Origin of the sequence: Natronomonas sp., from assembly GCF_036625485.1 — an archaeon.
Lineage (GTDB): Archaea > Halobacteriota > Halobacteria > Halobacteriales > Haloarculaceae > Natronomonas.
Genome location: NZ_JAZKTR010000035.1, coordinates 1 through 18,402, shown reverse-complemented (window position 1 = coordinate 18,402; position 18,402 = coordinate 1). Strand labels below are relative to the sequence as shown.

Sequence of the window (18,402 nt, the reverse complement as noted above, 5' to 3'; positions counted from 1 at the left end):
GCAACGTTCATGTCATCGAGCGCTTCCTTCACAGCGGCTTTGACGATCAGGTCTGCCATACAGACCGGGTTTGTCCGGGGTACTTTATATAAGTTCCCAATCGCGAGCGGTTTCGCCGCTTCTAACGGCCGTTTAGCCGTGAAAAACCGGGAGGAATTCCGCTCACGACGCGTTCCTTTATTTACAGTTTGTGGCCGGGTATCCGAAGGCGTTCGTCGCGGCTTGCGGCGATGTCGGGGCTGAACCGCTCGCGCGCGGTCGTGACCCGACAGGTTCCTTGCCATCGAGTCGAACGTCGGGGTATGCGCGAGATACTCGACGCGGTCGCCGACGGCGAACTCTCGCCGACGGAGGCCGAGGCCGAACTCCGGGGCTACGCCCGGACCGAGGCCGGTCGGTTCGACGCGGCTCGAGAGGCCCGGACGGGGATTCCGGAGGCGATCTTCGCCGAAGGCAAGACGCCCGCCGAGGTCGCGGCGATGACCGTCACGGCCGTCGAAACGACCGGCAGCGCCCTCGTGACCCGGACGGACATCGATAGCACCGACGCCTGTCGATCGCTTCTGGCCGACGAGTTCCCCGACGCGGATATCGACCACGACGAACGGGCCCGAACACTCGTCGTCCACGCTCCCGATTACGACCCGCCGGACCTCGATGCGACCGTCGGGGTCGTCACCGCCGGCACGGTCGACGCCGAGGCGGCCGGCGAGGCCGCCGTCGTCGCCGAAGAGATGGGTGCGACCGTCGAGCGAATCGTCGACGTCGGCGTGGCGGGCATCGCCCGTATGTTCGACAACATCGACGCGATTCGGGGGGTCGACGCCCTCGTCGTCGCCGCGGGCCGGGAGGGTGCCCTGCCGACGGTCATCGCCGGCCTCGTCGACGTGCCGCTCGTCGGCCTGCCGGTCTCCTCGGGGTACGGCCACGGCGGCGACGGCGAGGCGGCGTTAGCCGGGATGTTACAGTCCTGTACGCCGATCATGGCGGTCAACATCGACGCCGGGTTCGCCGCGGGCGCGCAGGCGGGCCTCATCGCTCGGTCCGTCTCGGCGGCCCGAGCCGAGGAGTGACCCCACGATGAGGAAACGGCTTCAAACCGGGAGCCACGCCCCCGAGAACCATGTTTCCCCTTACCGAGGGTATTAATGTCTCGACCCCCTACTACAAGTGCCGACAAGGAATACCCGCGTCGGCGGCCAGAATGCCCAGGTGTGACCACTGTGATGCGCACATCTCGGATCGGTTCGCCCGAGTGTTCGCGGACGAAGGTGGGCACGTCCATGCGTGTCCGAACTGCTCTGCGAACGCCGGCATCGCCGAAGTGTCCCGAGAGCGTGCGTACGAATAACGGCCGTGCGGCCGTAGAACTGTGTGTTAAACACAGGGTGCCCTCGTTTTACTGCTGAGCCGTGACCGCGAGCAATACCCATTACGTCTACGTGCTGGAGTGTGCCGACGGGTCGCTCTATACGGGCTACACAACTGACGTCGAGCGCCGCGTCCGCGAACACGAGGCGGGCGATGGCGCCAAATACACCCGCGGGCGGACACCCGTCGAGGTGGTCCATACGGAATCCTTCGAGTCGAAATCCGCCGCGATGAGCCGCGAATACGAGATCAAAGGGCTCTCGCGGACCGAAAAGGAGCGGCTGGTCGGCCTGTGGGAGTGAGGGGGACCCCTTCGATCACAGCGATTCGACGAACCTATCGAAGACGCCGGATTCGGCGTGGAAGTGCGCGTAGGTGCCGAGCGTCCGGTATTCGGTGAGGCCGTCCCTTTCGTCCGCGATACCGTCCCCTCGTTTCACGTCGAAGGCGAAGGTGGCGTCGGTGGCGATATCGGTCTTCGAGTAGTGGAACTCGTGGCCGCGGACGGTCTCCCCCGAATCGGCCAGCGGTCCCTCGTCGCGAGCGGCCAGTTCGACGTGATCTAACGCCTGATATCGGTCGCACATCTCGACGTCGGCGGGGAGGATGCCGGCCATCTCGTGTGTCTCGCCGTCGGTGTCGGTCAGGGTCTCACAGAGGGCCATCAGCCCGCCACACTCGCCGAAGACGGGCAGGCCGTCGGTCGCGCGCGCTTTTAAATCATCCAGCGTCCCGCCCGCAGCCAGTTCGGCACCGTGGAGTTCCGGATAGCCGCCGGGGAGGTAGACGCCGTCGCAGTCCGGCACGGGGTCGCCTTCGACGGGTGAGAACGTCACTACGTCGGCCCGTTCGCGGAGCCGCTCGACGGTGGCCGGGTATTTAAAACAGAACGCGGCATCGTCGGCGATAGCGACGGTGGCGTCGGTTTTCGCCCGCTCCGGTTCTGGGTCGGGTCGCGGCGGTTCTTCGGCCGCATCGACCAGCCGTTCGACCCGGACGTGCTCGCTGGCCTCGTCCAGCGTCTCGATGTCGATTGGGTCCTCCTCGCCCATATGGAGGCCGAGGTGACGTTCGGGGATATCGAGGCCCGATAGGGGTGGAACTCGGCCGAAATACGCCAGGTCGTCGGGGAGTGCCTCGCGGATCCCCTCCGCGTGGCGGCCGCCGTGGGCGCGTTGGGCGAGGACGCCGACCACGTCGATGTCCCGGTCGGCTTCCGCGGCGTACTCCTGGAAGCCGAGCGCCTGTGCTGCAACGCTTTCCATGCCCGCTTTAGCGTCGACGACGAGGACAACGGGAAGGTCGAGCGTCTCGGCGACGTAGGCCGTCGAGTTCGTGCCGTCATAGAGGCCCATCATCCCCTCGGCGACGCAGACGTCGCCGTCGCCGCGCCAGTAGTTACGTCGACAGCCCTCCTCACCGCAGAGCCACGGGTCCAGCGACCGGGAGGGACGGTCACAGACGACGGCGTGGTGGCTCGGGTCGATGAAGTCCGGCCCCGCTTTGGCTGGCTGGGGATCGTAGCCGGCACGCTGGAGGCCACGAAGCACGGCGAGCGAGGCGACGGTCTTGCCGACGCCCGAGGCGGTTCCGGCGAGGACGAGGCCCTTCATGGCTCGGGGGCCTGCTCGTCAGCGTCGGCGAGTAGGTCGTCGTAGACCTCCTGCAATCCGGCGCGCACGTCGGCCATCGGCAGGTTCGCCCGGTCGGCCAAGGCGAGCGCGCCGCCCATGCCGGCGCCTTCCTTGGCCTCGCCGCGCTCGTAGGCGGCCATCGCGGGGTGGTCGTCGGTGAACCCGGGGTCGGTGACCGTCACCGAGAGGCCCAGTTCGGCGGCCGCGCGGTCGAGGTCGACGGCGGGGTCGGCATCGAGGAAGGAGGTCGTCGCCAATCCGAGCGGCCCCTCGTAGCCGCGGTGGCGGAGACACGCGGCGGCGGCGACCAGTTGCGTCCCGCCGGCGAGGGTGACGGCGGTATCCGTTTCGAGTGCGCCCGCGGCGATGCCGGCGACGACGGCCAACACGGGGTCGCCGGCCCGCCGGAGCGCGACGAGGGGTTCGTCGGCGGCGTCGCCGGGAGAAAGTGACGAGGCTTCCAGCGCCTCGCCGACCACGCGACGCTTCAGATCGAGGGGGTTCTCGGGCAGCGACGAAGAGACGGCTCCGTCATCACGGCCAAGAATCCCGGCCTCGCCGAGGGCGGTGAGGACGCCGAGGGCGGTGGTCGTGCCGCCGGGCACCGTTTCGGCGATGAAGAGTTCGTCGTCTGGCAGTTTTCGGCCGAACTGGCGGGCGGCGGCGAAGGCGCCCGGCGCGGAGGAGACGGGGTCGCGTTCGCGGATGTCGTCACCGACGCGGGCGCCGACGGTGACGGTCGGCGCACCGGTCGGTTCCGCGAGACCGCCATCGACGATGGTGGTGTCGATGCCGAGGCGGTCGACGACCGCGCGGGTGATGACGGCAGGTGTCGGACATCCGGTCGGGGAGACGGGGACGACGGGCGCCCGGACCGGCGCGCCGTAGGTCAGAATCTCGGCGTCCGCGCTCGGGGTATGTGCCATCAGGTCGGCGTCGGCACCGGCGGCGCTGATGCCGTCGATGGCGGCGGTCCGCGTCGAACCGGCACACAGGACGAGTCGAGTCACTATGATTGGTTTTCGTGCAAGCCTACTTGAGTTTGCGGGTTGCCCGCGAGCGCCGTAATCTATTTATCCGATGGCGTCCCAGCGTGGTACAAGCCGATTTGCGCTAATACAACTAAATTTGATTAAACATCCATGACGGATACACTCCTACTCGTCGGCCGGGAACACACGCGAGAGACGGCAAAACGGCACGCGGCGCGCTTGCGGGACCGCGGCGTCGCCGACCGGGTTCGGGTCGGTACCTACGACCGGGAGCCGTCGGAACTGGATTTCGAGGCCGACGCCGACACCTACGTCGTCCCGATGGCTGTCGCGCCGGACCGCGATACCACCCGCGGGATTCCGGGCGCGCTGCCGGCCGCTCGCCACTGTGAACCCGTCGGCACCAGCGCGGCCGTCACGCGCGCGCTCGCCGACCGCGCCCGCGAAACCGTCGACCCGGGCGAAGACGCCTCCGTCGCGCTGGTCGCCTTCGGCGACACGTCGATGGACGATGCCCGGCGCACGGCCGAGAAACACGCCGCCCGCCTGCGGGAGAACACCGGCTACGGCGAGGTGACGACCGCCTACCTGCTGCAGAACCCCGCCGCCGAATGCGTCCGTTACAACCTCGGCGGCGAGCGAGCCGTCGCCGTCCCATTCTTCGTCGCCGCCTGCGAGGAGACCGAGGAGGCCCTCCCCGAGAAACTCGAACTCGACCGCGGCGGCCTCGCCTACGCCGATCCGCTCGGCGACCACGAGGCCGTCACCGACGCCATCGAGGCCGAACTGTCGAAGGCCCGCGCCATCGAGGCCGGCACCGCCGCCGTCCAGCCGGTCGCCACCGACGGTGGGAACTGACCCTTCCCGCGATTTCCCGGCCGCCGGCAGCTATTTTTCGCCGCCTCCTCTCGTCGAGAGCATGCACCAGCCGAACTGTGCGGCCTGTGCCGACCGCGCGCTCGCAGACGGTGGTACCACGCCCGACGTTGCCGACCTGCTCGACGGCCTGCCCGATAACTGGGGTCGCTGGGGTGACGACGACGAACGCGGGACGCTCAACCTGCTCGGCAGTCGCGAAGCGGCGGCCGGCATGAACGCCGCGCTTAAAAACGGCGAGGACGCAGTCGAGCGGTTCACGCTCGGTCTGCCCCTGACAGGCGAGGCTATCTCCGAGGACGGCGGCACGGGCGACCCCGGCTTCCCCGGCCGCGAGGTCGCCCGCCGGACCAACGTCTCCGACGAACGGGCCTACCGCGAGGGCGACCAGCAAGCCAGCGCGGGCATGAAGTTCTCCGACGACCGCTTCGAGACGCCCTTCTATCTACAGGGGACCACGCACATGGACGCGCTGGGCCACGCGTGGTACGGCGACGAACTCTACAACGGCGTCGACGCCGCCGAGACGGCCGTCGAAAAGCGGTTCGAGACGCCCGTCGAGGGCATCGGTGGAGAGGTGACCGAGACCCGTGGGCATGGCCGCCTTTCGGTGGCTCCATTGGCGGGTTCAGGGGTCGCCGGTCGGGGCGTCCTGCTCGACGTGGGCCGTTACACCGGCGGAAGCGAGGGCGACCGGCTGCCGATGGGGACCGAAATCAGCCTCGACGATTTGCAGGTGACCGCCGAGGCACAGGGAATCGAGATTCGGGAACGAGATATCCTCCTCGTCCGCACGGGCGCGATGGCGCGCACCCGCGACCCCGACGCGGACTGGCACCCGACCGACGAACCCGGACTCGTCTTCAGCGAGGAACTGGTCGAGTGGGTCCACGACCACGACATCGCCGCCGTGGGTGCCGACAACGTCGCTATCGAACGCGTTACCCAGCGCATCGACGGCGAGACGTACGTCCTGCCGCTGCACGGGGCCTTCCTCCGAAACCTCGGGCTGCCGCTCGTGGAGATGCTGTGGCTCGACGACCTCGCGAGGGCCTGCGCCGACGACGAGGTCTACGACTTCCTCTTTACCGCCGCCCCGCTGCACGTCCAGCGTGCGACCGGCGGGCCGCTGAACCCGCTCGTGTTGAAGGCGACCGAGGAATAAGCGACCTGGCTACCGACGGACGGCCAGCACCGAGAGGTCCGAAAAGGCGGTTTCTCCCTTCGAATCGATGTCGGCCGCCAGTTCCGACAGCGACGTGTGCGTAATCGACTCGTCGGCGTGGGTCAGCCGTTCCAGCACCAGCGCCTCGCAGTCCGGCGCGCCCGATTCGAGGAGCCGATGGGCGATGCGCTCGGGCATCCAGTCGTAGGGCCGCGGCAGCACGAGCAGGTTGCGCTCGCCGACGTCCCGCTCTAGCCGCTGGAGGTCGCCCTCGATGGGGCCGCTCTTATGTAGGGTGACGAAGGTCGTCTCCTCCATCGGCGTCCGGGCGCGGCTGGCGGCTATCTGGAGCGACGAGATGCCGGGAATCACCTCGACGGGTCGGTCGACGCCGGCGGCCTCGATGGCCGCCTCGACTTTCCCAACGAACTGGTAGCCCGAGTGGTTCGGATCGCCCATCAGGACGGCCGTTCCCCTCGCGCCGTCGGCCACACGCTCGGCGAACCTCGCGAGTACGTCGGGTTCGTCGCGGTAGCCGCAGGTCAGTGCTTCACCCTCAATCTCCTGGCGGACGAAATCGACGACCGTCTCGAAGCCGGCGACGACGTCGGCTGCACCGATCGCCCGGGCACCGCGGCGTGTGAGGAACTCGGTGTTTCCGGGGCCGATACCGACCGCATAGACCGGGCTTTCGCCCCCCGTTTCGGGTGCGCTCGCCGCGAATTCGGCGGGTTCGTCGGGGAAATCGACCGGGTCGGTCACAGGTCTACCTCGCCATCTCGCACGTCACTCACCACGTGGATCAGTTCGTTCGTCAGGCCCGCGGCGAGGCCGCTCCCGCCGCGTCGGCCGACGTTCGTGATGGCCGGGACGCCGTATTCGTCACAGACCTCCCGGAGACGTTTGCGGCTCTCAGCGGCCTTCACGAACCCGACGGGCGTTGCGACGACGACGGCAGGACGGGTGCCCTGCTCGATGCAGTCCGCGAGTGCGAGGGCGGCCGTCGGCGCGTTGCCGACAGTCGCGATGGCGCCGTCGTAGACGCCTTCCTTGTCGAGTTCGAGGACGGACGCCGCGGTCCGGGTCATTCCCGTCTCGGTGGCCAGTTCCGCGCCGTTGCCGATGGCCTTCCGCACCTCACAATCGTGGCCACGCCCCGTGATTCCTGATTTGACCATCGTGATGTCCGTGACGATGGGTTGCTCGTCGAGCACGGCGCGGGCGCCGGCACGGAGCGGTTCCGATTCGTCGGCGCCCGTAAACCGCATCAGGTGCTGGAACTCGGGGTCGCCGGTGGCATGGACCGACTTCGCGCGAACGCGGTCGGCCAGCGTCTCCTGCGGGACGATCTCGTGGACGCGGTCCATGCTCGTCTCGGCGATCTCCATCGCGTCGGAGGTGGTGGCGCCGAGGTCGGCGTACTCCTCGAAATCAGAGTCAGTCGTCATCGCTTGCCACCTCCCCAGCGGCCCCATCGCCACGACCAGCATCAGTCGCTCGTTCCTCCAGGTCCCCATCCACGCGCAGGTTGAGGTCCTGCAGGCGCTCCTCGATATCGTCGTCGGCGTCCCAGAGGCCGCGCTCGATGGCCTCCAGCAGGGTGTCCGTGATGGACTCCAGGGCCCACGGGTTCACCTCGCGCATCCACTCCTGTCGGTCCTCGTCGAAGGCGTACGTCTCGGCGACCTCGTTCCACAGCGTGTCGCTGACGACGCCGGTGGTGGCGTCCCACCCGAGCGTCACGTCGACCGTCTGAGAGAGGTCGCCAGCGCCCTTGTAGCCGTGTTCTTCCATCGAATCGAGCCACTCGGGGTTCAGCACGCGGGCGCGCATCGCCTTGCGGACCTTCTCCTCGTTGGTGTAGACGTCGACGTTGTCGGGGTCCGAGGAGTCGCCGACGTAGGAGGCGGGTTCCTCGCCGGAGACCTCCGAGACGGCGGTGATGAAGCCGCCGTGGAAGGCATACCAGTCCGAGGAGTCGAACTCGTCCTGTTCCATCGTGTCCTCGATTTTGACTGTCGCGTCGACGCTGCCGAGCCGTCGGCGGAAGGCGTCGCGGTCCTCGCTGACGCGGCCCCGCGAACCCATCGCGTAGCCGCCCCACTGGACGTAGACCTCAGCCAGATCGGCGCGGTCCTCCCAGTTGCCCTCGTCGACGGCCTTGTTCGTCCCCGCGCCGTAGCCGCCCGGCCGGGTCGTGAAGACGCGTGGCATCGCGGCATCGCGGGCCTCCTCGGGCTCCAGCCCTTCGGCTTCCAGCTGTTCGACCTCCTCCTCGACGTGCTTTTTGACGAAGTTCTCTTCGTGGCTTTCGTCGAGGTCGACGACGGCCTCGACGGCGTCGTGGACGACGCCCGCCGCCTGCGGGAAGGCGTCCCGGAACAGTCCCGAGACGCGCGTCGTCGCGTCGACGCGCGGACGTCCCAGCTCCTCGAGCGGAATCGGTTCCACGTCGTCGATACGGCCGGCGTCGGTCCAGACCGGTTCGACGCCCATCAGCGCAAGCACCTGTGCGATGGTCTCACCGCGCGTCCGGACGGTCGGTGTCCCCCACGCGACGACGCCGATTTCCTCCGGATACTCGCCGTGTTCGTCGTGATGGCGTTCGAGCGTGCCGTCGGCCACCTCACGGCCGACCTCCCACGCCGATTTCGCGGGAACCTTCCGGGGGTCCAGCGTGTAGAAGTTCCGGCCGGTCGGCAGGAGGTCGACGCCGCCGCGGGTCGGCGCGCCGCTTCCGCCCGGCGGGACGTACTCGCCGTTCAGGGCATCCGCGGTCTGCGGAATCTCGTCTTCGGCCTCCAGCACGCGCGGGGCGGCCTCCTCGCAGATGTAGGCCAGCACCTCCCGGAGGTCGTCGTGGGCGCCGCCCTGAACGCGGGCGTCACCGAGCGGATCGATGTCGACGACGAGCAGGTTCATGTTGACTTCGTCGTCGGGGCCGGCGTCTGCTCGCGGGCTTCGCCCGCTCGCTCGTTCCGAGGCGCGTTGCGCCTCGCGCTCCGATTCGGGCAGATCGAAGCCGTACTCCGCGAGCGTCGCCACGAGTTCGACGCTCATCTCGTGGACCGCGTCGGCGGCCTGCGAGTAGGTCATCCCGAGCGTCTCGTCGTACTCGCCGGGCGAGTCGAGCATTTTCTGGTAGTCGACGCCCAGCACACCCGCGACCGACTCCCGCAGCGACGGCGCGCCGGGGTTCTCGAGGCGGGTCAGCGCGACGAGATACTCCACGAGCGAGTCGCCATCCGGCGGTTCGCTCATCGTGTGCAGGCCCATCCGAATCTGGGTCGACTTCACGTCGGTGAGGTAGGCGTGGACGCGTTCGACGAGTTCGTCGATGTCGACCTCGTCGCCCACAACCTCTCCTTCGGCCAGCGTCGTGCCGGCCTCGTCGGGGCCGCGTACGTCTGCCTGCTCATCGATCTCGCCCGCGATGCCGAGTTCGACCGCGAGGTCGAGTTCGTCGACTTTCTCCCGGAGGAGGCGCTCGACGGTCTCGCCGGCCTCGCTGCCGGCCTCGCGGTACTGGTCGGCCAGCTCTTCGAGCTCGGCGAGTTCGTCGTAGGTGCCGGCGTTGGCCATCGGCGGCGTGAGGTAGTCGACGACCGCGGCGTAGGAGCGCCGCTTCGCCTGCGTGCCCTCGCCGGGGTTGTTGATGATGTAGGGATAGACGTTCGGCAGGTCCGAGACGAGCGCGTCGGGCGCGGACTCGCCGTCGAGGCCGACCGTCTTGCCGGGGAGCCACTCCAGGGAGCCGTGGGTGCCGAGGTGGACGACGGCGTCGGCCTCGAAGTCGTGGCGGAGCCACGCGTAGAAGGCGTAGTAGTCGTGCGGCGGCTGGAGGTCCGAGTCGTGGTAGACCTTCGAGGGGTCCATGCCGAACCCGCGCGGCGGCTGGACCGTCACGAGGACGTTGCCGAACTCCGCGCCCGGGATGGCGAAGGGCCGGTCGGGCGCCTCTCCCCACTCCTCGACGACGTTCTCGCGGAACTCGGGGTCGGCGTCGGCCCACCACTCGTCGTACTGCTCGGAGGAGACGACGTCGACCGAGCGCTCGCGGACGTCCTCGGGGGCGACCCAGCGGTCGTCCAGCGTGAGTTGCGACGTGAGCGTCTCGATGAGGTCTTGGCCCGAGTCGGGGAACTGCCCGCCGAGATCGTACTCTCGCGCGCGCAGTTCATCGAGCAGATTGACCGTCGATTCCGGCGAATCGAGGCCGAAGGCGGTGCCGATGCCGTCGTCGCTCGGCGGGTAGTTGTGGAGGACGACGGCGACGTTCTTCTCGTCGTTGGGCGTGTAACGCAGGTTCGCCCAGTTGACGACCAGCGAGGCGGCGTGGTCGACGCGGTCCTCGATGGGGAAGTGCTGTTTCGGCGCGCTGCCGATGCCCGCTTCGTCGTCGGTACGCTCCTTGCCTGAGATGGGATGTGTGATGACGTTGCCGTCGAACTCCGGCAGCGCGACGGAGAGGGCGAGTTCGAAGCCCATGACGCCTGTGTCGCTGGACTGGTAGCGCGACCGCGAGCGCATCGTCGTTACCGTCTGGATGACGGGCACGCCGAGACGCTTGAGGAACACCTCCTCTGCATCGGAGCCTTCGTCGCTGGCATCCCGGCCGCGCTCGGACATCGATAGCGAGAACATAAAGGACGAGCAGACGGCGTCGACGAGCGGTTCGCCATCGTCGGAGGTGAGCCAGTTGTCGACGACCCACTCTGCGTCTTCCTGTTCTTCGCTGTCGGTGACGGGGTTACAGAAGACGGGCAGGGCGTCGGCGCCCTCCGCCTCGATCGCCCGCACCAGCGCGTCGACGTAGCGGGTGTTCTCGTGGGTCCAGTGGGATTCGTAGAACCAGACGGCGACGGTCGGCCGGTCCGGGTCCAGCGTCGCGCGCAGTTTCTCGTAGGACGCGCCGGGGTGGTCGGGGTGGTAGACGCCCTCGGTCGGCAGGTCGACGGGGTCGTCGTACTCGGGTTCGGCGGCCGTAAAGCGGTCGGCGAGATACCGGACGGCGTTGGCGAGGTTCGCGCTGCCACCCTTCTCGAGGTACTCACAGACCGTCTCGCGGACGCTCCCGGGAACTGTCGTGTTCTCGACGGCGAAGGCGTCGCCGGTCGCCTTCACGACGACGGGGACGCCCGCCTCGTAGCATGCGTCGATGGCGCGGTCATAGCCGGGCATCGAGTCCTCGGCGCCGTGGAGCCACAGGACGACGACGTCACAGTCGGCCAGTTCGTCGCAGAACGCCTCGATGTCCTCGGGTTCGTCGAGGTCGCTCTCCGAGCGGACGACGAGGTCGGAATCGACCTCGGCGGCGGCGCGCTGCAGGGCGCCCAGTTCGTTTTCGGTCGCGGTGTAGAGTCCAATCCGTGGCATAATATTGATAAACTCGCGTTGTGCTAATACAAGTGTGTTTGATTTCGCCGAAACCAAAAGCGTTTCCACGCCGTTCGGCGCGGTCGTTGGTCAGGAGCGACTGAAGCAGGCGCTCCTGGCCGTCGCGGCCGACGACGGCCTGGACGGCCTGCTCGCCACCGGCGAGAAGGGGACCGCCAAGTCCACGCTGGTCCGGGGGTTGGCCGACCTCCTGGGCGACCAGCGCGCCGTCGCGGACTGCTCCTACGGCTGTCCGCCCGACGACCGCTCGCGGCAATGCGAGGAGTGCCGCGAGCGCGCGTTTCTGCCCGTGGAGACGCGCCCAGTGCCGCTGGTGACGCTGCCGCTCGGGGCGACCCGCGAGCGCGTGGTCGGCACCCTCTCCGTCTCGGATGCGCTGGCCGGCGAGGCGGAGTTCGACCCCGGACTGCTGGCCCGCGCCAACCGCGGCATCCTCTACGTCGACGAGGTGAACCTGCTGGAGGACCACCTCGTCGACGTCCTGCTGGACGCTGCGGCCTCCGGCGAGAACCGCGTCGAACGCGACGGCGTCAGCGTCACCCACCCCGCCGAGTTCACCCTCGTCGGGACGATGAACCCCGAGGAAGGCGACCTCCGCCCGCAGTTGCGGGACCGCTTTGCCCTCTCCGTCGAGGTCCGGGGCGAGCGCGAGATCGAGGATCGGGTCGCCATCATCGACGACAGCCTCGGCGACTCGGGTCGAGACGACGACACCGCCGCGTACCGCCAGCGCCTCCGACGGGGCCTTGAGATGCTGGGCGCGGTCGAACTGACCGACGACCAGAAGCGCGACATCGCGGAACTCTGTCTGGACGCGGGCGTCGAGGGCCACCGCGCCGACATCGCGACGGCCCGAGCGGCGCGCGCGCTGGCGGCGCTCGAGGGTCGCCCGACCGTCACCGACGGCGACCTCGAACGCGCGGCCGAACTCGCCCTGACCCACCGGATGCAATCGCGCCCCTTCGAGGACGCTCCGGACGCCGACGAAATCATCGACGACCACTTCGACGACGGTGAGGAGGGAGATGGCGAGGAGACGGACGCCGACGGCGACGAGCCGGAACCGGATGACGGGGATTCGGGGCCCGAAAACGGCGCCGAACCGGAACGCGAGTCCGACGGCGAAGCCGGCGCCGAGGCTGACGAACAGGAGGATGGGGAAGGCGACGGATCCGATGCCGACCGTACTGACCCGGGCGACGATTCGGAAGACGGCGACTCCCCGGTCCCCGAACAACGGCCAGCCCCGCAGTCGGGCGAGGCCGACGACGCCGAGACTGCCGAGGCGGAACCCGGCGACGGTGACGACACCGACTCCGGCGACGCCGAGAAAGCGACGCCGCTCGTGCCGGGTCAAAAGCGCGAGGCGCCCGCGGACGCCGTCTCGCCGGACGTCGACGCGCCAGACGTCGAGAGCGCCGAAGGGGCGGGTCGGGCGGCCGCAGCCCCCGCGGCAGGCAACCGCGGCACGCACGTCCGAACGGAACCGGCCGAGGACGGCCACGATGTCGACGCCGCCGCCTCCGTCCGGGCGGCCGCGAGTCGGGGCGCCGACGGCGTCGAGACGCGCGATCTCCGGCGGTCGGTCCGCTCGGGCGACGGCGAGGCGCTGGTCGTCTTCGCCGTCGACGCCAGCGCGTCGATGCGGCCGGCGATGCGGGCGGCCAAGGGCGTCACGCTCGATTTACTGGAGGACGCCTACACCGAGCGCGACAGCGTCTCCGTGGTCGCCTTCGCGGGCGACGGGGCCGAGGTGCTGCTGCCGCCGACCGACTCCGTGACGCTCGCGGCGCGGCACCTGAAGGAGTTGCCGACCGGCGACCGGACGCCCCTGCCGGCGGGCCTGCGAAGCGCCGCCGAGGTCGTCGACCGCGCGGACCCCGAGGCCGCGGTGGTCGTCGTCGTTTCGGACGGTCGGGCCAACGCGGCCGAGAACCCGACGGCTGACACCCGGCACGCTGCCGAGGCGCTCGCGGAGACGGGCGCCCGCGTGGTCTGCGTCGAGGCGGGCGATGAGCGCGGGCTCCTGTCGGAGGTCGTTGCGGCGACCGAAGGCGAACGCGTGCCGCTGGACGCGTTGACGCCCGAGCGCGTCGAGCGGGCGGTCGCCAACGCGCGGCGATAGTTTTACAAGTATGCTTGTTCTTTAAGCAAGTAGATTTAAAATGTCGGTCGCAAACGACACCGTTTCGGACCGTATCGACACCGCCGTCGGGACGCTCTCGCCGACGCAGCTGGCGCTCGGCCTCGCCGCGATCACGCTGGGGCTGTTCCTGCTGGCCTTCTCGGGTGACCCCCTCGTCCACGACGCGATGCACAACGGCCGTCACGTCGCCGGCGTGGTCTGTCACTGATGTACGACTATCTGCAGCGTGGGGCGCTCGCGGGCGCTATCGGCGGCGGCGCCTACGGCCTTTATATGGCGCTGGTCGGCAACCCGCTAGTCGAACACGCCGAAGCGCTGGCTCACGCGGGCCACGCCCACGAACACGCACACGAGGCCGCCGAACCGCTCGTCAGTGAGGGGCTGATGCAGGCCATCTCGGTCGGCAGCGGCGTCGCCCTCGGCCTGCTTTTCGGGGTCGTCGTCTTCGGCGTCGTCGCCTTCCTCGTCGAACCGGCGCTGCCGGACCGCGGGGGGAGTTACCTGCTCGGACTCGCCGGCTTCCTGACCGTCTCCGGGGTTCCGTGGCTCGTGTTGCCCCCGGCCGCGCCGGGCGTCGAGACGAGTCTCGCCATCGGGACGAGTCGCTATCTCTACGTTGGCCTGATGGCGACGGGCGCGGTCGGCTGTCTCGCGGCGGGCGTGACGTTCCATCGCCTCTCCGGGCGCGGGAACGCGCTCGCGGGTATCGCTGGCCTCGCTGTTTTCGCCACGATCGTCGGAGCGGCGGTCATCGTCGCACCGTCGCCGATCTACGAGAGCGTGCTCCCCGCGTCCTTCGAGGCGCTCTATATCGGCGCTATCACCGTCGGGCAACTCGGCCTGTGGGGCATCACCGCCGCCGCACACGCCCGCCTGAAAAGTGGTCAGTCGTCGTCGGCACCGCGGGTCCAGCCGACGGCCGCCGACTAGAGGTCGATTTCTACTTCGATTCGTTCGTAGGTGACGTACGGCCGGTGTGACTGGCCGCTCCGGTCGAACGCCACCAGGTCCAGCGTCCCGAGCTTCCAGAGGTTGTCGTGGACCTGCCGGACGTCGCGGTCGACCAGTCGGGCCGCCTCGCGGATGCTGGTCGGCTCCTCGCGGGCCAACGTCCGGAGGAGTTCGATACTGGTCGGCCGGCACAGCCGGTCGGCCGCCTCGTCGTCGAACTCCCGAGTCTCCGTGCCCTCGGGGCCGATAAGGCGTACTTCGACGGTCATGGACGTGGGTGCGAGCGGCCCTCTTATAATGACGTGGTTACGGACAACACTTCCCTCGCGGACGGCCACTGGCGTGCGCCTCAAGTAGCCTCACATCTAGGTGTGGGTAATGAGCGATACCGGGCCACTCCAGCCTGACCGTCCCGACCTCGACAACCCGCTGGAGGTCGACGCGCCGTTCGACCCCGCGGGCGACCAACCCGACGCCATCCGGCAGTTGGTCGAGGGGTACGAGAAGGGGGGCGAAAAGCAGACCCTGCTGGGCGTGACCGGCTCCGGCAAGACCAACACCGTCTCGTGGATGCTCGAAGAGCTCCAGCAGCCGACGCTCGTCCTCGCCCACAACAAGACGCTCGCCGCCCAGCTCTACGAGGAGTTCCGCAACCTCTTCCCGAACAACGCCGTCGAGTACTTCGTCTCCTACTACGACTACTACCAGCCCGAGGCCTACGTCGAGCAGACGGACACCTACATCGACAAGGACATGTCCATCAACGAGGAGATCGAGCGTCTGCGCCACTCGGCGACGCGCTCCCTTCTGACGCGCGATGACGTCATCGTCGTCGCCTCGGTGTCGGCCATCTACGGCCTCGGTGACCCGGCGAACTACGAGAACATGGCCCTGCGACTGGAACAGGGCGCCGAGATGGGCCGTGACGACCTCCTGAAACGGCTGGTCGACCTGAACTACGAGCGCAACGACGTCGACTTCCAGCAGGGCACCTTCCGCGTCCGCGGCGACACCGTCGAGGTCTACCCCATGTACGGCCGCCACGCCCTCCGCGTGGAGCTGTGGGGCGACGAGATCGACCGCATCATGAAGGTCGACGTGCTGAAAGGCGACGTCGTCTCCCAGGAACCCGCCGCCCTCGTCCACCCGGCGGAACACTACTCGATTCCCGAAGGGCGGCTCGAACGCGCTATCGGGGAGATCGAGGACCTGATGGAACAGCGGGTGAACTACTTCGAGCGGCAGGGCGACATGGTCGCCGCCCAGCGCATCGAGGAGCGGACCACCTTCGACATCGAGATGCTCCGAGAGACAGGCCACTGCTCGGGCATCGAGAACTACTCGGTCCACATGTCCGACCGCGAGTCGGGGGAGGCACCCTACACGCTGTTGGACTACTTCCCCGACGACTTCCTGACGGTCATCGACGAGTCCCACCAGACCATCCCGCAGATAAAGGGCCAGTACGAGGGCGACAAATCCCGGAAGGACTCGCTGGTCGAGAACGGCTTCCGTCTGCCGACGGCCTACGACAACCGGCCCCTCACATTCGAGGAGTTCGAGGAGAAAACGGACCGCACGCTCTACGTCTCGGCGACGCCGGGCGATTACGAGCGGGAACACTCCGCCCAGATCGTCGAACAGATCGTCAGGCCCACCTACCTCGTCGACCCCGAAGTCGAGGTGGCGCCCGCGGAGGGACAGGTCGAGGACGTGCTCGAACGCATCGAGAACACGCCCGACGACGAGCGTGTGCTGGTGACGACCCTGACAAAGCGAATGGCCGAGGACCTCACGGAGTATCTGGAGGGTGCCGGCGTCGACGTCGCCTACATGCACGACGAGACGGACACCCTCGAACGTCACGAACTCATCCGGTCGCTCCGCCTCGGCGAGATCCAGGTGCTGGTCGGCATCAACCTCCTCCGGGAGGGACTGGACATCCCCGAAGTGTCGCTCGTGGCCATCCTCGATGCCGACCAGGAGGGCTTCCTCCGATCGGAGACGACGCTCGTCCAGACGATGGGCCGGGCGGCACGAAACGTCAACGGGACAGTCGTTCTCTACGCTGACAACGAGACGGATTCGATGCGATCCGCCATCGAGGAGACGCGCCGTCGCCGCCGGATTCAGCGGGAGTTCAACGAGGAGCACGGCCACGAACCGCGAACCATCGAGAAGGAAGTGGGCGAGACCAACCTGCCCGGCGCCGAGACGGATACGGACGGCATCGCGGGCGTCGAGGCCGACTCCCTCGACGAGGCCGAAGAACTCATCGAACGCCTCGAAGACCGGATGCAGGAGGCCGCCGAGAACCTCGAGTTCGAACTCGCTGCCGACATTCGGGACCGGATTCGCGAACTCCGGGGGACCTTCGAGGAACTCGACGACCCCGACGAGGGCGTCCCGACGCCGGACGACGAGTTCTAAGCGAACGCGACCGCCACGGGCTTTTTGCCGACAACCCGAGTAGAACGCCTGTATGGGACTGCGCGCGCTTTCGAGGTCGCGGGCGGCCGTCGGCTGTACGCTCCTCGGCGCAGTCGCCGTCGGGGCGGTCTTCGCCGTCGGCTGGCGAGTGGCGATGGCTATTCGCGCGAGCGCGGTCACGGCTCATCCGCTCTTTCTCGGCGGGTTCGGCCAACTGATCTATCTCGTCGCGCTCGTCCTGTTGGTCGCCCTGCTGACGCTCGTGTGGTACCCCTTCGGCGCGGGCGTCGCCTACGCGGTCGGCCGACAGGCCCGCGGGGGGAACGCCACTCTCGTCGGGTCGCTTCGTGCGGTCCGAAACGCGGTCATCCCGCTTGCTCGCTGGCTGAAGACCCTCGTCGCTATCGGCCCGGTGGCCGAGCGCGTGCGCTCGGAGAACGATGTGGGCCAAAACGAGGTCGCCGCCGGTTGTGAGAAGTTCGTCGTGGCGGCGATCATGCTCGATTCCCCCACCGACCTCGCACATGCCGTCGAACGCGCGAATCGCCTCCCGCCGGAACCGGGACGGGAGCGTGTCCTGCTCGTAGGTATCGGTGGAACGGCCGTGGCGGTCGCTGCCGTCGGTGTCGGTGGCTATCTCGTCCCGTCGCTGCCGTTCTCGACTGCGGTGTCGCTGTCCCTCGGTCTGGCCGTCATCGGCGTCGTCGTTTCTGCGGCCGTCGATGCCGCATGGCGGGCGCAGGCCTACGCGAGCGCGGACGTACCGTAGCACCACCGTGGGGAATGCCTAACCCCGCTCGTATCGAAGGGCCGGCATGCTCGAGACAGGCGACCCAGCCCCCGAGATCGACGCGCCGAACCAGCACGGTGAGACGGTCGCTCCCGATTTCGACGCCCCGACGGTCGTCTACTTCTACGTCGAGGACGGCACGCCCGGGTGTTCGACGCAGGCCGACCAGTTCTCCCGCGAGGCCGGTGCCTACGCGGACGCCGGCGTGACCGTCTACGGCGTCTCGACGGACGACGTCGACTCCCACCGGGAGTTCGCCGAGCGCGAGGGCATCGACTACGACCTGCTGGCGGACCCCGACGGCGACCTCTGTGCCGCCTTCGGCGTTCCGCGGGACCACGACGGCCGCGCCGAGCGAACGACGTTCGTGCTGGCCGATGGCGAGATACAGCGCGTCTACACCGGTGTCTCGGCGGACGGCCACGCTCGAGACGTCCTGATGGACATGCTCGACGACGGTCTCGTATCCTTATAAACTGACTCTGAAAAGCGCATGAAAACGGGAGCGCTCCAGCTATGCGTGTAGTCGTCTGAAAAACGGAATCGCGACCATCGGTATCAGCGACGGACGGAATTCGTTATTAGTTGCGGACGAGGTTCGTCGCGCGGGGTCCCTTGGGGGATGATTCGATGTCGAACTCGACTTCCTG

The 18,402-nt window shown here is 68.3% G+C and carries 17 protein-coding genes and 1 pseudogene; 11 read left to right on the top strand and 7 right to left on the bottom strand.

Annotated features, from left to right (window positions below; genetic code table 11):
- The first annotated feature begins 302 nt into the window (after positions 1-302).
- The 3 genes from larB to V5A53_RS05495 all read left to right on the top strand — a co-directional run bounded on the left by larB (position 303) and on the right by V5A53_RS05495 (position 1,673).
- A complete protein-coding gene (gene larB / locus V5A53_RS05500; RefSeq protein WP_332312573.1) occupies positions 303-1,073 on the top strand; it encodes a nickel pincer cofactor biosynthesis protein LarB in 771 nt (256 codons plus the stop codon).
- Positions 1,074-1,204: 131 nt separating this feature from the next.
- Positions 1,205-1,351: a DUF7563 family protein gene (locus tag V5A53_RS14565; protein WP_442928602.1), complete on the top strand. Its 147-nt coding sequence runs from the start codon at positions 1,205-1,207 to the stop codon at positions 1,349-1,351.
- Between the two features lie 61 nt (positions 1,352-1,412).
- A complete protein-coding gene (locus tag V5A53_RS05495; RefSeq protein ID WP_332312572.1) occupies positions 1,413-1,673 on the top strand; it encodes a GIY-YIG nuclease family protein in 261 nt (86 codons plus the stop codon).
- A gap of 15 nt (positions 1,674-1,688) precedes the next feature.
- Here the strand turns inward: V5A53_RS05495 and V5A53_RS05490 are convergent, their stop codons facing one another.
- Positions 1,689-2,984, bottom strand: a complete 1,296-nt coding sequence (locus V5A53_RS05490) for a cobyrinic acid a,c-diamide synthase (RefSeq protein ID WP_332312571.1) — start codon at positions 2,982-2,984, stop codon at positions 1,689-1,691.
- Positions 2,981-4,015 carry a nicotinate-nucleotide--dimethylbenzimidazole phosphoribosyltransferase gene (locus V5A53_RS05485; protein ID WP_332312570.1) on the bottom strand — a complete coding sequence of 345 codons (1,035 nt, stop codon included), beginning with the start codon at positions 4,013-4,015 and terminating at the stop codon, positions 2,981-2,983. The genes V5A53_RS05490 and V5A53_RS05485 overlap by 4 nt, the downstream gene beginning before the upstream one ends.
- 132 nt (positions 4,016-4,147) lie before the next feature.
- Here V5A53_RS05485 and V5A53_RS05480 point away from each other — a divergent pair, with 132 nt between their 5' ends.
- Together V5A53_RS05480 and V5A53_RS05475 are read left to right on the top strand one after the other, a co-directional pair.
- Entirely contained in the window at positions 4,148-4,855 is a 708-nt protein-coding gene (locus V5A53_RS05480) for a CbiX/SirB N-terminal domain-containing protein (RefSeq protein WP_332312569.1), read from the top strand.
- A 61-nt stretch (positions 4,856-4,916) separates the two neighbouring features.
- Positions 4,917-6,038, top strand: coding sequence for a cyclase family protein (locus V5A53_RS05475; RefSeq protein WP_332312568.1), 1,122 nt, complete (start codon positions 4,917-4,919; stop codon positions 6,036-6,038).
- Between the two features lie 9 nt (positions 6,039-6,047).
- Here the strand turns inward: V5A53_RS05475 and V5A53_RS05470 are convergent, their stop codons facing one another.
- The 3 genes from V5A53_RS05470 to cobN are packed head-to-tail and all read right to left on the bottom strand — an operon-like array spanning position 6,048 to position 11,414.
- Positions 6,048-6,800: a cobalt-precorrin-7 (C(5))-methyltransferase gene (locus V5A53_RS05470; protein WP_332312567.1), complete on the bottom strand. Its 753-nt coding sequence runs from the start codon at positions 6,798-6,800 to the stop codon at positions 6,048-6,050.
- Positions 6,797-7,486 carry a precorrin-8X methylmutase gene (locus V5A53_RS05465; RefSeq protein WP_332312566.1) on the bottom strand — a complete coding sequence of 230 codons (690 nt, stop codon included), beginning with the start codon at positions 7,484-7,486 and terminating at the stop codon, positions 6,797-6,799. The genes V5A53_RS05470 and V5A53_RS05465 overlap by 4 nt, the downstream gene beginning before the upstream one ends.
- On the bottom strand, positions 7,476-11,414 hold the full coding sequence (cobN, locus tag V5A53_RS05460; RefSeq protein WP_332312565.1) for a cobaltochelatase subunit CobN: 3,939 nt from the start codon (positions 11,412-11,414) through the stop codon (positions 7,476-7,478). The genes V5A53_RS05465 and cobN overlap by 11 nt, the downstream gene beginning before the upstream one ends.
- 34 nt (positions 11,415-11,448) lie before the next feature.
- On the opposite strand from cobN, the gene V5A53_RS05455 reads away from it, so the two are divergent.
- Genes V5A53_RS05455 through V5A53_RS05445 form a run of 3 tightly spaced genes read left to right on the top strand, consistent with a single transcriptional unit; the run spans position 11,449 to position 14,511 of the window.
- Positions 11,449-13,560, top strand: a complete 2,112-nt coding sequence (locus tag V5A53_RS05455; protein WP_332312564.1) for a VWA domain-containing protein — start codon at positions 11,449-11,451, stop codon at positions 13,558-13,560.
- A 40-nt stretch (positions 13,561-13,600) separates the two neighbouring features.
- The gene (locus V5A53_RS05450; protein ID WP_332312563.1) at positions 13,601-13,789 is read left to right on the top strand and encodes a CbtB domain-containing protein; all 189 of its coding nucleotides are present in this window, start codon (positions 13,601-13,603) and stop codon (positions 13,787-13,789) included.
- The gene (locus tag V5A53_RS05445; RefSeq protein ID WP_332312562.1) at positions 13,789-14,511 is read left to right on the top strand and encodes a CbtA family protein; all 723 of its coding nucleotides are present in this window, start codon (positions 13,789-13,791) and stop codon (positions 14,509-14,511) included. Before V5A53_RS05450 ends, V5A53_RS05445 begins: the two co-directional genes overlap by 1 nt.
- Here V5A53_RS05445 and V5A53_RS05440 read toward each other — a convergent pair.
- On the bottom strand, positions 14,508-14,801 hold the full coding sequence (locus V5A53_RS05440) for an HVO_A0114 family putative DNA-binding protein (protein ID WP_332312561.1): 294 nt from the start codon (positions 14,799-14,801) through the stop codon (positions 14,508-14,510). The two genes, V5A53_RS05445 and V5A53_RS05440, sit on opposite strands and share 4 nt — an antisense overlap.
- Positions 14,802-14,910: 109 nt before the next feature.
- Between V5A53_RS05440 and uvrB the strand changes: the two genes are divergently transcribed.
- From uvrB to V5A53_RS05425, 3 genes are read left to right on the top strand one after another with little or no spacing between them, the layout of a single operon-like run.
- The gene (uvrB, locus tag V5A53_RS05435) at positions 14,911-16,962 is read left to right on the top strand and encodes an excinuclease ABC subunit UvrB (protein ID WP_332312560.1); all 2,052 of its coding nucleotides are present in this window, start codon (positions 14,911-14,913) and stop codon (positions 16,960-16,962) included.
- A gap of 52 nt (positions 16,963-17,014) precedes the next feature.
- On the top strand, positions 17,015-17,731 hold the full coding sequence (locus V5A53_RS05430; protein WP_332312559.1) for a hypothetical protein: 717 nt from the start codon (positions 17,015-17,017) through the stop codon (positions 17,729-17,731).
- A gap of 46 nt (positions 17,732-17,777) precedes the next feature.
- Complete coding sequence (locus V5A53_RS05425) at positions 17,778-18,227, top strand: peroxiredoxin (protein WP_332312558.1); 450 nt, start codon at positions 17,778-17,780, stop codon at positions 18,225-18,227.
- Between the two features lie 106 nt (positions 18,228-18,333).
- On the opposite strand, the pseudogene V5A53_RS14560 reads toward V5A53_RS05425, so the two are convergent.
- Positions 18,334-18,402 (bottom strand): annotated as a pseudogene (locus tag V5A53_RS14560) (cold-shock protein); the annotation flags it as partial.

What these genes read in the sequence shown, in the direction of transcription:
- V5A53_RS14565 (WP_442928602.1), top strand. Translation starts at nt 1,205, where the DNA reads ATGCCCAGGTGTGACCACTGTGATGCGCACATCTCGGATCGGTTCGCC.
- cobN (WP_332312565.1), bottom strand. Translation starts at nt 11,414, where the DNA reads ATGCCACGGATTGGACTCTACACCGCGACCGAAAACGAACTGGGCGCC.
- larB (WP_332312573.1), top strand. Translation starts at nt 303, where the DNA reads ATGCGCGAGATACTCGACGCGGTCGCCGACGGCGAACTCTCGCCGACG.
- V5A53_RS05475 (WP_332312568.1), top strand. Translation starts at nt 4,917, where the DNA reads ATGCACCAGCCGAACTGTGCGGCCTGTGCCGACCGCGCGCTCGCAGAC.
- V5A53_RS05465 (WP_332312566.1), bottom strand. Translation starts at nt 7,486, where the DNA reads ATGACGACTGACTCTGATTTCGAGGAGTACGCCGACCTCGGCGCCACC.
- V5A53_RS05430 (WP_332312559.1), top strand. Translation starts at nt 17,015, where the DNA reads ATGGGACTGCGCGCGCTTTCGAGGTCGCGGGCGGCCGTCGGCTGTACG.
- V5A53_RS05450 (WP_332312563.1), top strand. Translation starts at nt 13,601, where the DNA reads ATGTCGGTCGCAAACGACACCGTTTCGGACCGTATCGACACCGCCGTC.
- V5A53_RS05440 (WP_332312561.1), bottom strand. Translation starts at nt 14,801, where the DNA reads ATGACCGTCGAAGTACGCCTTATCGGCCCCGAGGGCACGGAGACTCGG.
- V5A53_RS05490 (WP_332312571.1), bottom strand. Translation starts at nt 2,984, where the DNA reads ATGAAGGGCCTCGTCCTCGCCGGAACCGCCTCGGGCGTCGGCAAGACC.
- V5A53_RS05425 (WP_332312558.1), top strand. Translation starts at nt 17,778, where the DNA reads ATGCTCGAGACAGGCGACCCAGCCCCCGAGATCGACGCGCCGAACCAG.
- V5A53_RS05445 (WP_332312562.1), top strand. Translation starts at nt 13,789, where the DNA reads ATGTACGACTATCTGCAGCGTGGGGCGCTCGCGGGCGCTATCGGCGGC.
- V5A53_RS05480 (WP_332312569.1), top strand. Translation starts at nt 4,148, where the DNA reads ATGACGGATACACTCCTACTCGTCGGCCGGGAACACACGCGAGAGACG.
- uvrB (WP_332312560.1), top strand. Translation starts at nt 14,911, where the DNA reads ATGAGCGATACCGGGCCACTCCAGCCTGACCGTCCCGACCTCGACAAC.